The following is a 12405-nucleotide window of genomic DNA, read 5'->3' as shown; positions in this document are numbered from 1 at the left end:
ATTAAGGCTAATCCATTGATATTGATGGATTAGCCTTTTTCTTTAGATTCTGATCAATTCCCCTTATGATTCAAGAAATCCACTATGCGTTTTACATACTGATCTTTTGAGAAACTTTTGTATAATTGGCTTGATAGCCGGATTGGATCTCCAAAGAAGTATCTTTCATATTGGGTTTGTCTTGTGCCGAATGAACTCATCGTTAAATCCCATGCTAAGCGAAATAGTTTTACACGGTCCAGTGCGGATGCGTTGGCACCCTGAAGATATTGGTCCAAATCTGTTCTTAAGTCCGAATCAAAGTCTTTTTCAGTCGGTAACGATACCATCCCGCTTGCCCCGATAATTTGAATAATTTCACTGAATCTCGGATAAATTTTCGGGAAAATATTACTAGCTACCTGAAGCGGTATAATACTGGGCCTTATGTTGCCGAACTCATCTAATTTTGCGTCTGCTTCGGATTTACCTAAAAGTGCCTTCATCGTTTCATGACCTATGATGATTTCAGAAAGCTTTTCCTGGACATGCTGATATTCACTAATATTAATCGTCTCGACAAGAAGCTCAGCAATACCTAAAAGAAATTCTGTTTTTACAATTTGTCTGGTTATTACCTGGTGGAAAGCGAAGGAATAAAAGGGACTTTGGAGTAAGAACTGGTTAGCCACTTCAATATTGTTGTAAAAAAACACTCGATCCCAAGGAACTAACACATTGTCAAAGACTAGAATGGTATCCATTTCTTCGTACCGTGAACTTAACGGATAATTAAAAGAAGATTCCCCGCCAACAAAAGATTCCCGGCAAATAAATTTTAAGCCTTCGGTATCAGTTGGGATTGAAAAAGCATAGGCTTCCGCTTCATGAAAAACTCCCCCTGCTGAGTACACTAGCACTTCATCGGTTAAACCGCCTTGTGTAGCCAGCAAACGCGCACCCTTAATAATGATTCCTTTTTCATTTTGACCAATCACTTTGGCAGCAATCGGCTCTTTCGAAGCTTCAAAATGGAATTGTGAACGGTTCACCTGGGGCGTGATAAAGGTATGGGTAAATGAAAGGTCCATTTTTTTAGCCCTTTCATATAGGGACTGAATATTCTCAGGGAAGCAATTTTCTTTCCCTTCTAAAAGGGCCGTGGAGGAGGCAAAGGCCATAACCACAGTGTTCATATAATCGGGGCTTCTCCCCATCATCCCGTTCGTATGTTTTGCCCAAAGTTCAATCATCGTCCTTCTTTTCTTCAAATCCCTTTTGGTTTTGGGCTGCAGATAGGACATTCCGATTGTTTCTCCTGTATCTGGCGCTTGATAAGTCAACTTGGACTTTAAGTTTGGTTTGTGCTGCAAATCATAAAGCGATGCTTTGCTCTGAATAAGTCCTTTGAAAGCAGGGTGCTCAGATAGTTGTTCTTCAATCTTTTCTCCGTCCAACCAAATATCAGTATTTAGCCGATTGATCCGGTCAATGAACTCTTTCCCGTTGATGGTTCCCATATGACCACTCCTTAATTAAATGGGTCATTGCTTAGAATAATAATTAGCTAGTTTTATTTTATTGGATAAGGTTCCATTCTGTTCTTTATTTTGGCGTCTAAAAATAAATAGGGCTCAAGAGAACGCTGGAGAAAGTGTTGAATTTTTTTACATTTTTCGAAGATAGCCGGTTAATAAGTGAAGTACTTCATAGTTTAAAAAATGCTGAGAGACTATACTAAACAAGCAGATAAAAATTAACCGAAAAATGATCAATCATTTTTCTGAAAGGTCGAGCAAAATGAGTAGAATGGCTATTTTCATAATCAGTATTTTTCTTATAGTTATGGCTGGGTGCAGTAATACAAATACCTATAGTGTGAAGCTTTCGACACCAAAAACATTTACCCCAGGAAAAACGATGGCAATCCAGTTTAAGGTAGTCGACAAACAAGGAACACCCGTAAATGGTGCCAATGTAAATGCGGATTTGAATATGAAAAATATGGACCACGGAACACTCCCGATTCATGCCGACGAAATCGGGGATGGCAAGTATATCGGTTCAGTCAATTTGCCGATGCAGGGTGACTGGGTGGCAACTATCAGCGTGGAGCATAATGGGGCAAAAATGGAGGTTGAAAAGCAGTTTACAATCGAGGTAAAGACGGCAGAAAACGCTCATAAGGTCGCAAGTCAGATGGCCTTACCGGACTTTACGTTACTAGACGAAAATGGGAATACAGTGACGAAACAAAATCTCTTAGGGAAAAAAGTCGTCATGACGTTCACCTATTTAAACTGCATAGATCCAAATGCCTGCCCAGTTCTATTGGCGAATTTCAGCAGCCTGCAGCAGGATATTAAAACAAAAGCGATAAATCCGGATCATCTATTACTTTTATCAGTTTCGCTAGATCCCGAGAATGATACACCGGAAGCAATGAAGCACCATGCAGAGAAAATGAACTTCGATATGTCCTACCTTAAAATGCTGACAGGGAATATGAGTGAAATACAAAAATTAACGAATACACTGGGTGTTCATTTTGAAAAAAAGGATACAGAGGTCTTGCATGATAACAAAACGTTTGTTTTTAATGAGAATGGAAAGTTGACCCATGAATTCACAGGGAGTTTTATTGACAGGGAAGAAATGTTGCAGGTTGTTAAATAAGTGCCTGTCACTCCCCGTAATTTGTCGAAATTCACTCGACATCGGGTGACAGGCACTTTTATATACTGAGCATAGAACGTTAAAACAAAACCATACTACTCTTTATAAGGGTTTGATAAAGTTGAAAATTTGTTGGCTGTTACCAATAATAATGACAAATGGGGATATAAATTGAGTAATATATTTTTTAGAAAGTGGGTTAGAAGCGGAAATGGATAATATTGAGAAGATTTCTAACGCACCTAAATCTAAAAAAAAGTCGTCAACCAGAAATAAAAATAATGAGATTTCAAACCAAAAGTGGGCCATTATCTCACTGTCCTCCATTCCTTTGGTAATGACCTTGGGCAATTCCATGCTAATTCCTGTCTTACCATTAATGGAAAAAGAGTTATCGATTTCTTCTTTTAAAATTAGTATGATTATTACGGTTTACTCTATTGTAGCCATCTTTTTAATCCCACTTGCCGGGTACTTATCCGATCGAATAGGAAGAAAAAAGGTCATCGTTCCTAGTCTCATTATTGCTGGAATTGGTGGACTTATTTCAGGATGGGCCGCTTGGAAATTAGATAACGCGTATTGGATAATTTTAGCAGGGCGTGCGCTCCAAGGGGTTGGGGCTGCAGGAGCCATGCCAATCGTTCTTCCCTTAGTGGGGGATATGTTTAAAAAAGACGACGACGTTAACAAATGCCTTGGATTAATTGAGACATCAAACACCTTTGGAAAGGTATTAAGTCCAATATTGGGTTCGCTTTTGGCGGGGTTTATATGGTTTTTACCATTCTTTTCAATTCCAGTTTTTTGTGCAGTATCAGTTTTAATGATTTTATTTTTGGTCAAAAGCCCCAAAAAAAATGAGAAACCTATTCCATTCAAAGATTTCTTTAAAAACGTTAAGAATACCTTCAACAAAAAAGGGCGGTGGTTGTACGCTATTTTTTTCATTGGAGCAGTCCTAATGTTGGTCCTTTTTGGAATCTTGTTTTACCTTTCAGAAATTTTTGAAACAGAGTATAAAATAAAGGATATGAAAAAAGGCTTTTTTTTAGCATTACCACTTGGTATATTATGCTTATCCTCCTTTATAAGCGGGAAGCTAATCAAAAAAAATAAAGTGTTAATGAAATGGCTAATTTTTGGTGGAATCATTGCCTCCGCATTTTCAATAGCTGCCCTATGGATTTCTATAAAATTATGGTTTATTATTTCAATGTTTTTAATTTGTGGGGTAGGAATTGGTGTAGGTCTTCCTTGCTTGGATGCACTAATTACTAATGGTATAGAAAAAAAAGAGCGAGGCACAGTTTCATCAATATATAGTTCAATGCGGTTTATTGGAGTAGCGGCTGGTCCCCCAATGATAGCACTTTTAATGAAGCAGTCTAATCATTGGATTTTTATCTCACTTTGCAGTCTATGTGTAATAGCAGCGATTGTGGCGTTAATTTCCATAAAACCAAGTAATCAGGCTCAGGAATGATACTTATATAATCAAATAATGGGCAATTTGCAGGCACAAAGAGGGATGTGAAATACTTCCCTTTATTTAAATTATTACAGTTTAGGTTAGATCATACTCCCCAAAATGTTTATGAATAAAATCAAAACGTCAGGGAATCATAATTCATAGGTTTTTCCTAAATTATTCTAGGGGTGCAATGATGACAGTTTTTGTTTTGCAGACATTTATGTTTAAACAGGATAAATTCAAAGAAGGAATAGAAAATCTAAATGAGATAAAAAATTTCAGGAATGAAGAATATGCTCAGAAGATTGAGATCTTATCTCCTATTTCTGGGGAAGACCATAAATATGCCCTTTTAACAAGATATGAAGGTTTAGCCGAGATGGAATTACAAAACAAAAAGATGTTTGACGATGAAGAATATTTAAAACTGATCGAAGATTTTTTTCTTCAAAATATTGTGGAAGGCAGTATCTATACGCAAATGTATCGCAGCCTGCCTGAGAAGAAAAGCGAAAAGAAAGAGAAATAGATATTGAAGTATTTTTCAATAGGTCGTTAAGAACACGAGGAAATAGTTCTCGTGTTTTTTTGCTGTGTAATAGTCATGGTCTCTATGAAAATTTCATACCTACAAGAATCGAAGAATAATGTTTGGTTTATTTTTCAAGGCATTATCCCGTTTCTATTAGATAATACTAATTTGAGTGAAACTGCTTCAAATGAAATTTTTAGTGTCTTCATAGGAATATTTATGTATAAGGAGGCATTCACATGGATTTTTTTATCCCTAGTGGTAAGAGTAAAGACGGTAAAGAAGGAAATTTAAGTTGGTGGCAATTGTCTTTAATCGGAGTGGGTTGCACGATTGGAACTGGATTTTTTCTTGGATCCACAATTGGGATTAAAGTAACTGGCCCGTCTATTGTCTTTTCATTTATTCTAGCAGCCCTAGGGACTTACGTTGTTTACAATCTATTAGCCAAAATGACAGCAGAAGATCCACAAGATGGATCGTTTTGCTACTACGCAAACAAAGCCCACGGACGATGGGCAGGTTTTAGCTGCGGATGGAATTACTGGTGCTCAAACATCCTGATTATGGGAAGCCAACTAACCGCACTCTCGATTCTTTCAAGATTTTGGTTTCCCAATGTCCCATTATGGCTCTTTGCGACAGGGTATGCGATCCTTTCCATTGTTGTTGTTGTAACAGGCAATAAGGGTTTTGATAAAGTTGAGAATGTATTAGCGATTATTAAAACAGCCGCTATTGTTATGTTTATTATTATCGCAGCTGCAGCCGTTTTTGGCTGGTTGCATGGGAATGTGAAACATCCTGGTTTTCCGCATTCAGCAAAAGAACTATTTCCTGAAGGGTACAAAGGTTTTTGGTCCTCCTTAATTTATGCCTTTTATGCCTACGGAGGGATTGAAGTCATTGGACTAATGGCCATGAGACTTAAAAAGAAGGAAGATGCACCCAAAGCGGGAATTATCATGTTGATTGTGTTGGTGATTATTTATGTTATTTCCATCGGTCTTGCAGTCTTTATGGCAGCACATGGGGCATTTACTGAAAAAGAGAGTCCTTTTGTTACGGCATTAGATAAATATCATTTTGCCTTTTTTCCTCATGTATTTAATGCAGCGATTATATTGGCGGGATTTTCAACCATGACCGCTTCATTATTCGGGGTAACCACACTTTTAGTAACACTTGCTGTAGGTGGTGATGCACCATCGTTGTTTTCTAAAAAGCTAAAAAAGTTTAAAGAGCTGCCACTTCCTTCATTAGCATTGGCAACGATTGGATTAATTGCATCAATCGTCACGGCATTGCTGTTGCCTGGTAAGATCTATGAATACATCACAACAGCCGCAGGGATTTTAATTCTTTTCAACTGGTCCTTTATCATTATTTCTGCCTTACATATTTTGAAAATAAAGCTGGGTGGAAAGATGTTGGCCATTTTAGGTTTAGTTCTTATTCTTGCTGCGGTAAGTGGAACCCTGATGGAGAAGGGCATTCGAATGGGCTTCTTTGTAAGTTTATTAGTAGCTGCGATCATTGGTGTAATTGCCTTTATCATGGAAAAAATGGTTTGGAAGAAGGAAAGTCAAAAAGGATAGATTAACGGAATGGAAATTTTTAATTCTCGTAAGTGTTGGAAAATCTATTGATGTGCTCTAAGAAAGGCGGCACGGATAATAAAGGAAGGGGGGGCTATTTTTAGATCGCCCCTTTTCATGTTTTTTTAGGAGCTTATTCCCAAATAACTGTAGAGTATGACAAATTGTATGGACATGAATCACCGCTTCTTTCATAAAATGTACAAGTTGACCCTAATGTGATGTGAGGTGATTTCTTGAGTATAAGTATATTGGCTGGTTATATCATCCTCGGTTTTACTTTAGCCGCTCCTATTGGCCCGGTCAATTCTGCTCGCTTGGATAAAGGAATCAAGAATGGGTTCTGGCATGCTTGGATTGTGGGGGTAGGTTCGATGATTGCTGATGCGATTTTTATGTTCATGGTTTATTTAGGAATGGTTCAATTCTTAGGGATTCCTATTGTACAAATATTCCTTTGGCTGTTTGGAGGATTTATTCTTATTTATTCTGGATTTGAAAGTATTAAAAATGCAAATTCACTCTCCTTATCATACAGCAGAAAAAAAGATTCCTTATTTAAATGCTTTCTTACAGGATTTATCATGTCTATTACCAGTCCATTATCTATTCTTTTTTGGTTGGGGATCTATGGATCCGTTTTGGCAAAAACGGCTCAAACAAATGGAAAGGAGTCACTTTTGATTTATAGCGGCATGATCTTCCTTGGTCTAATTTTTTGGGACATCTTTGTTGCGGCTCTTACTACTGGTTTTAGGAGGCTCTTAAATCTAAAAACCCTAATTGCGATTTCGATTATTTCCGGTATGTCATTAATTATATTTGGAGTTTATTTTGGTTATCAGGGGATTCAAGCACTCTAATGCAGTAAAAGAGTTTTCAACTGTTTGGAAAATAATTATGCAATTGAACCCTATGGTGATTTACCCCAATAAAAAAGGCATCCGATTATTCGGATGCATACTTAATTATTCCTTGTAAATAAACTGAATACTCTCTCTGTAAATATTCTCTTAATTTAATTCTTTTTTCTGTTTCTAATTCGCTAACCAATTCTTGAATCTTTTTTTCATTTTCCTTTGTAGTAGGAATCTCTAATGAAAACAAATTACCTCGACTACTATTTAGCAATTTTTTTAATAACTCAACTTTATTCATTGGATAATCCCCTTTATTTACTATATTCGACATAAAGGCGACTTTTTCCTTTGAACATTTTATATTGTTTTAAGTTTTACCTGCTTTCCACTGTACTATGACGGAGTGGGGGAGCATTTATTATTAGCTTTTTTTATAACTACCTTCTACCAATCTAATCATATCACGCCCTGATATCTTTTCTGGTTCATGATAACCTTCTTCATCACGTAAACTCAAGTACCAGCTGCTATCGTTATCTTCATTTAACCTATATAACTTATTGGTAAAAATATTTGTATAAAAATCTCCATTCCTTAGCCTCATACTATACCCCTCTCTAATGTATATAACCTGTATTATGCCCAAGATACTGACCTGTAGCCATTAGACAATACAGACCCAAAAGCTTGGATATACAGGGGAAAGAAGTGAAAATCAGGCAGTAGTGACTAGCATGGATAGTTGTGTCAAGTAAGAAGTGCGGGCAAGGGAATTTTTCCTTATTCAGCTCCCAAGGGCATTACTAAAAAGTGCCGACTGCGGTGGTCAGCCGGCTTTTTATTCTTCAAATAAGATGCAGTTTAGTGGAATAAACAAAAACCATCCTTTTTTATTTGGGGATGGTTTTCAAAGACTGTTATTTATGATTTTCTTAATCATAATAAGTGCACTGTCACTACCTGGAATTTGTCGAAATTCCCTCGACATTATTCGGGTAGGGACAGGCACTTATATAATAATGATAACGGCTTAGTTTTAAAAAACTAGTGAATTAAGTTAAAATGACATTATGACAAAGAGTAGAATGGATCTCAAGGTTGTTGAATATTCAAGTAATGCCAAAAAGTTACAGAAAGAATCTAGAAATCGAGAATGATCATTCTTGACTTTCAGGGATCGAAAAATTGAAGAGGGGTGTTCCTTAATGACAAAGAGTAGAATGAATCCTAAGGTAGATGAATTTTTAAGTAAAGCTAAAAAGTGGAAGGAAGAATATGAGAAGCTGAGAAATATCGTTCTTGACTGTGAGCTGACCGAAGAATTTAAGTGGATGCATCCTTGTTACACGTTAGAGAAAAAAAACATCGTTTTAATCCATGGATTTAAAGAATATTGTGCGCTTCTGTTTAACAAAGGTGCCTTATTAAAGGATACCCAAGGGATTCTAATCCAACAAACGGAGAATGTACAGGCAGCGCGCCAGATTCGGTTCACCAATCTTCAAGAAATAATTGAAATGGAATCCATTTTGAAAGCCTATATTTATGAAGCCATTGAAGTTGAAAAAGCCGGCTTGGAAGTGAATTTTAAGAAGACGACAGAATACATAATTCCTGAAGAATTACAAAATAAATTCGATGAACTCCCTGCCTTGAAACCTGCTTTTGAAGCATTAACGCCGGGGCGGCAAAGAGCATACATTCTTTATTTTTCTGCACCCAAACAATCCAAAACTCGAGAGTCAAGGATTGAAAAATATAGGCAGCAAATTCTCAATGGAAAAGGATTAAATGATTAATAAATTTGATGAGAAAATAAATTAATCAACCCTAAAGATATTACCTCACTTTGTTTTAAATTATTGCTTGAAAATATCCTTCATTTCCAAAAAATAAAATTACTTTACTGTAACCTTATCCGTTATTTTGACGATCCAATTTGCTCGTCAATGGAACAAATCGCATTATCAAGAATAAAAAAATTTAGTTCCTCATGGAGTGAAAAAAAGATGAAAATTGAACATGTAGCTATTTGGGTCAATGATTTGGAAGTCATGAGAGAGTTTTATGAAACGTATTTTAATGGTAAGTCAAACAATAAGTATCAGAATACAGAGAAGAAATTTGAATCATATTTTCTCACTTTTGATTCTGGAACACGATTAGAGATTATGCGTAAATCAGGGATTGATAAGAAAAAACAGAGTGATATGATAGGCTGGGCTCATATTGCCATTTCTTTAGGAAGCAGGGAGTCCGTTAATCAAATGACAGCCAGATTAAAAAATGATGGTTTTCGCCATATTAACGGTCCTCGTGTCACTGGAGATGGTTATTATGAGAGTGTTATTGAGGACCCAGAAGGAAATCTTATTGAATTGACTGTTTAATACAATGGGTAAAATCGGTTTCAACAACAGCAATACTTTGTATGGAGTTCTCCACTATAAAAGTTTGTGAAACATTGGACTTAAACTAACGAGGGCTTTTCTACAAAAGTTTATATACGGTTTTTGTTAATAAATCTGGTTGGAGGAAAAATGATTAGAAATCTATATTCATTTTTAAATGAGAATTTTGAGGGGTTAATTTTAGAACCACCGCTATTTTATTCTTGGAATAATAGCATTAGGTTCGAAATCTCAAATCCGATGATCCCATCCTATGCAAAAGAAAATTTGAAACAAACTTTTCACCGTTCCATTTCTTTGTTTAAAAAGGTGTTTGAAGAGAGAGATGAAATTCTACTGGTTACTGATGTGCTTACTACAAGTTATAATCACATTCTTCGGAAGAAACCTTTAAATGTTTATAAGAAGTATTTATATGATAAAAATGTATTATACAAATTACAGTATCAACTTTTAGTTAGATTCTCCAAAGATGAAGAGGATCAGATGGTTACTCATCGATTTGTCCTTCAGTGCAAAAAAGACATTATTAGGTATGCCACGCTATTAAAAGCCATCTGTTATGAAGACTTTGCTCATTCATCTACTATATTGAAAAATAATCAAGAAAGTGGATATGAAATTTATTTTATTAATCTAATTAAAAAAGTAATTTTTCACTTGTATGATGATCGTGGATGCGATATTTTAGCAGCCGATAAAGAGGGCATTCGTTTTCTTTATGAAGAATTTAACGATTGGATATTAGATTATGATCGCAAAAGAATTGATCTCTTGTTTAAGTAGAAAATAAGTTGTCTTTTATAGAATTAAGTCTTCCTTCAAAAGACTTAATTCCTGTACAGGCAATTAAAAGAAAACTAATTGAGATTAATAGAAACACATATTTAAACATTGGAACACCTCACAAGTGCTATTTATTTGATTATACTATATAGCATCAATAGTCACGAAAAGAGCCATTGTTTAAGAGTGGTCGTTACTAAACGGGGGCGTTGATCCAAGAAGGATTAACGCTTATTTTAAGAATTAACGCTTATTTTTGTGGAAATTCTTCAACAACAGTCAGTTTAGTGGAAGAATCGACAATAGCTCTTATTAAACAATCGGGCCAGATTATGGAGGATCATTATAAAGGAAAATTGGGTATTTATCGATAAAATTGTGAAAGATTGTACTTAAGCTCCCTCAGTTAGATACGATTATCTCTCGAATACTCACTTATTCGCAGGATTTCAAAGCACTTGTAATAACATTTGGGGACTGATGAAATGAGTTGTTCGCAATTTGGCTACATGGAGGCGTACTTAAATAAAGGGGTTAGTAATAACTCCGTAAATTTCCATATAATGTACGTTCTCCACGCCACCCCTGGAGGTTTTCGCTCCCATGTCTCAACGGGTCAAACGCCCTCTCATTCCTTCGTCATACCTATCCAAGTGGTAGATGCCGGTCTTTCTAACGGAACGGGTCAGAGCCCTTATGCTTAAGTAATCCGGTACTTCGTACTTTATTTGAGATCCCACGAATAAGCCAATATTCGAAAGATAATAATCTTCCAGTTCAAAAATTTCCTTTTCAATGAATTATTTTAAGCAGCCATTGAAATTAAAGGTTTTACTTTGTCGGAACTATAAGACTCATTCTTTCTTGCCATTCCTACTAGAATTCTTGCGAATTTATTTATTAGTTTCATGATGGACTTCATTTTCTTCATCTTTTTCACATTAACATTATTAGAATGTAACTCTTTAAAATCGGGGTTGTTCATGACCAGGCTCATTGTGGCTAGGTACAAAAAGCGTCGTAAACGGGACCTTCCTCGTTTTGAGAGGACAATTTGTCCTTTCCATTTACCTGAACTTGCCTCTGCTAAATGTAGCCCTGCATGTCGTAATAAAGAATTACCATGAGCGAAACCACTGAGATCTCCAGCTTCTCCTAAAATACCTCCAAGTGCAATTTCGCTTATGCCTTTAATGGCAAGCAATTTTTTAGCGAAAGGTATTTTTTTAAGAACTTCAGTGACTTCCTTTTCAACTCTTTCCAGTTGGGCTGTAGCTAGATCGAATTCTTCAAGTAATTGTTCCAAGTGTAATTTATAAGCATCAAGAGCTTGTGGTGTACCAACAGATTGGGTAGCTAATTCGATAAGTAGTTGTGCCTTTCTTAAACCAGCTTGTCGTTTCATTAAGGTTTTCCAGCCGTTCACGATATCCTGTGGTTTCATTGAACTAATTTCAAGTGGGGTAGGGAATAAGCGAAGTGTTGCGATTGCCCCTTTTCCTTTAACATCTTTGAAAACTTGCCGAAGTTCTGGAAAAACAATATCTACCCAACGGTTAATCTGATTTACAGCACTAACAAGTCTTTTTACGGTCATGTCACGATTAGACATTAAGACTCGTAGTTTTTCAAAGATTTCTGAAGAAGGGCGAATAAACGAATAATAGCCATTCTTCACCATATCAGCGATAACTAAGGCATCTTTTTTATCACTTTTAGATTGGGTATTATCACGATTTTCTTTATTTCTTTTTACAAGGTGAGGGTTTACTGTCACTACTTCAATATTTCTTTCATAAAGCCATTTTGATAAGTTAATCCAGTAGTGTCCGGTTGGCTCCATACCAACGATCGTTGTATCTAAGCCTTTTAAAGCTTTAAACCGATTAATCCATTGTATTAATCTAGCAAAGCCATCTTCATTATTTTCGAACGTTAGAGGATCACCAATAACAATGCCACGGAAATTAACGGCACGAGCAACGTGAAACTGTTGGGCTATATCTATTCCGATTATAAGATGTTTGATCGATATTCTTTCAATTAGTTGATTTTGTTTGTCTTGCATTTTAAACTTCATAATAGAGCT

The 12405-nt window shown here is 36.1% G+C and carries 13 protein-coding genes; 9 read left to right on the top strand and 4 right to left on the bottom strand.

Annotated elements, in window-relative coordinates:
• Positions 1-53: 53 nt before the first annotated feature.
• Positions 54-1499: a 4-hydroxyphenylacetate 3-monooxygenase, oxygenase component gene (hpaB, locus tag BANVL01_RS00340; RefSeq protein ID WP_066085482.1), complete on the bottom strand. Its 1446-nt coding sequence runs from the start codon at positions 1497-1499 to the stop codon at positions 54-56.
• Between the two features lie 325 nt (positions 1500-1824).
• On the opposite strand from hpaB, the gene BANVL01_RS00335 reads away from it, so the two are divergent.
• The 5 genes from BANVL01_RS00335 (at position 1825) to BANVL01_RS00315 (ending at position 7122) form a co-directional block, all read left to right on the top strand.
• Entirely contained in the window at positions 1825-2655 is an 831-nt protein-coding gene (locus BANVL01_RS00335; protein WP_169803117.1) for an SCO family protein, read from the top strand.
• Positions 2656-2866: 211 nt separating this feature from the next.
• On the top strand, positions 2867-4141 hold the full coding sequence (bcbE, locus tag BANVL01_RS00330; RefSeq protein WP_066085488.1) for a bacillibactin exporter BcbE: 1275 nt from the start codon (positions 2867-2869) through the stop codon (positions 4139-4141).
• 208 nt (positions 4142-4349) lie between these two features.
• Entirely contained in the window at positions 4350-4658 is a 309-nt protein-coding gene (locus BANVL01_RS00325; RefSeq protein ID WP_347343215.1) for a hypothetical protein, read from the top strand.
• 242 nt (positions 4659-4900) lie between these two features.
• Positions 4901-6259 (top strand): amino acid permease, encoded by a 1359-nt coding sequence (locus BANVL01_RS00320; protein ID WP_066085495.1) that lies wholly within the window; start codon positions 4901-4903, stop codon positions 6257-6259.
• A 236-nt stretch (positions 6260-6495) separates the two neighbouring features.
• Positions 6496-7122 (top strand): LysE family transporter, encoded by a 627-nt coding sequence (locus tag BANVL01_RS00315; RefSeq protein WP_066085498.1) that lies wholly within the window; start codon positions 6496-6498, stop codon positions 7120-7122.
• An 85-nt stretch (positions 7123-7207) separates the two neighbouring features.
• Here the strand turns inward: BANVL01_RS00315 and BANVL01_RS00310 are convergent, their stop codons facing one another.
• Together BANVL01_RS00310 and BANVL01_RS00305 are read right to left on the bottom strand one after the other, a co-directional pair.
• Complete coding sequence (locus BANVL01_RS00310) at positions 7208-7417, bottom strand: hypothetical protein (RefSeq protein WP_066085501.1); 210 nt, start codon at positions 7415-7417, stop codon at positions 7208-7210.
• 123 nt (positions 7418-7540) lie between these two features.
• Positions 7541-7723 (bottom strand): hypothetical protein, encoded by a 183-nt coding sequence (locus BANVL01_RS00305; protein ID WP_066085505.1) that lies wholly within the window; start codon positions 7721-7723, stop codon positions 7541-7543.
• Positions 7724-8324: 601 nt separating this feature from the next.
• On the opposite strand from BANVL01_RS00305, the gene BANVL01_RS00300 reads away from it, so the two are divergent.
• The 4 genes from BANVL01_RS00300 to BANVL01_RS27135 all read left to right on the top strand — a co-directional run bounded on the left by BANVL01_RS00300 (position 8325) and on the right by BANVL01_RS27135 (position 11020).
• The gene (locus BANVL01_RS00300; protein WP_066085509.1) at positions 8325-8918 is read left to right on the top strand and encodes a YdeI/OmpD-associated family protein; all 594 of its coding nucleotides are present in this window, start codon (positions 8325-8327) and stop codon (positions 8916-8918) included.
• Between the two features lie 210 nt (positions 8919-9128).
• The gene (locus tag BANVL01_RS00295; RefSeq protein WP_066085514.1) at positions 9129-9509 is read left to right on the top strand and encodes a VOC family protein; all 381 of its coding nucleotides are present in this window, start codon (positions 9129-9131) and stop codon (positions 9507-9509) included.
• A gap of 150 nt (positions 9510-9659) precedes the next feature.
• Positions 9660-10316 carry a DUF3885 domain-containing protein gene (locus tag BANVL01_RS00290; protein WP_066085516.1) on the top strand — a complete coding sequence of 219 codons (657 nt, stop codon included), beginning with the start codon at positions 9660-9662 and terminating at the stop codon, positions 10314-10316.
• A gap of 485 nt (positions 10317-10801) precedes the next feature.
• Positions 10802-11020 (top strand): hypothetical protein, encoded by a 219-nt coding sequence (locus BANVL01_RS27135; protein WP_156482169.1) that lies wholly within the window; start codon positions 10802-10804, stop codon positions 11018-11020.
• A gap of 101 nt (positions 11021-11121) precedes the next feature.
• On the opposite strand, the gene BANVL01_RS00285 is transcribed toward BANVL01_RS27135, so the two are convergent.
• Positions 11122-12396 (bottom strand): IS110 family RNA-guided transposase, encoded by a 1275-nt coding sequence (locus BANVL01_RS00285; protein WP_066085517.1) that lies wholly within the window; start codon positions 12394-12396, stop codon positions 11122-11124.
• Between the last annotated feature and the right edge of the window lie 9 nt (positions 12397-12405).

Origin of the sequence: Neobacillus novalis NBRC 102450 (assembly GCF_001591805.1) — a bacterium.
GTDB lineage: Bacteria > Bacillota > Bacilli > Bacillales > Cytobacillaceae > Neobacillus > Neobacillus novalis.
This window is presented reverse-complemented; position numbering and strand designations above follow the sequence as displayed.

Excerpts from the sequence above, each read along its gene's own strand:
- BANVL01_RS00320 (WP_066085495.1), top strand. The coding sequence starts at position 4,901 with ATGGATTTTTTTATCCCTAGTGGTAAGAGTAAAGACGGTAAAGAAGGA.
- BANVL01_RS00335 (WP_169803117.1), top strand. The coding sequence starts at position 1,825 with ATGGCTGGGTGCAGTAATACAAATACCTATAGTGTGAAGCTTTCGACA.
- BANVL01_RS00310 (WP_066085501.1), bottom strand. The coding sequence starts at position 7,417 with ATGAATAAAGTTGAGTTATTAAAAAAATTGCTAAATAGTAGTCGAGGT.
- BANVL01_RS00290 (WP_066085516.1), top strand. The coding sequence starts at position 9,660 with ATGATTAGAAATCTATATTCATTTTTAAATGAGAATTTTGAGGGGTTA.
- hpaB (WP_066085482.1), bottom strand. The coding sequence starts at position 1,499 with ATGGGAACCATCAACGGGAAAGAGTTCATTGACCGGATCAATCGGCTA.
- BANVL01_RS00295 (WP_066085514.1), top strand. The coding sequence starts at position 9,129 with ATGAAAATTGAACATGTAGCTATTTGGGTCAATGATTTGGAAGTCATG.
- bcbE (WP_066085488.1), top strand. The coding sequence starts at position 2,867 with ATGGATAATATTGAGAAGATTTCTAACGCACCTAAATCTAAAAAAAAG.
- BANVL01_RS27135 (WP_156482169.1), top strand. The coding sequence starts at position 10,802 with ATGAGTTGTTCGCAATTTGGCTACATGGAGGCGTACTTAAATAAAGGG.
- BANVL01_RS00285 (WP_066085517.1), bottom strand. The coding sequence starts at position 12,396 with ATGAAGTTTAAAATGCAAGACAAACAAAATCAACTAATTGAAAGAATA.
- BANVL01_RS00325 (WP_347343215.1), top strand. The coding sequence starts at position 4,350 with ATGTTTAAACAGGATAAATTCAAAGAAGGAATAGAAAATCTAAATGAG.
- BANVL01_RS00300 (WP_066085509.1), top strand. The coding sequence starts at position 8,325 with ATGACAAAGAGTAGAATGAATCCTAAGGTAGATGAATTTTTAAGTAAA.
- BANVL01_RS00305 (WP_066085505.1), bottom strand. The coding sequence starts at position 7,723 with ATGAGGCTAAGGAATGGAGATTTTTATACAAATATTTTTACCAATAAG.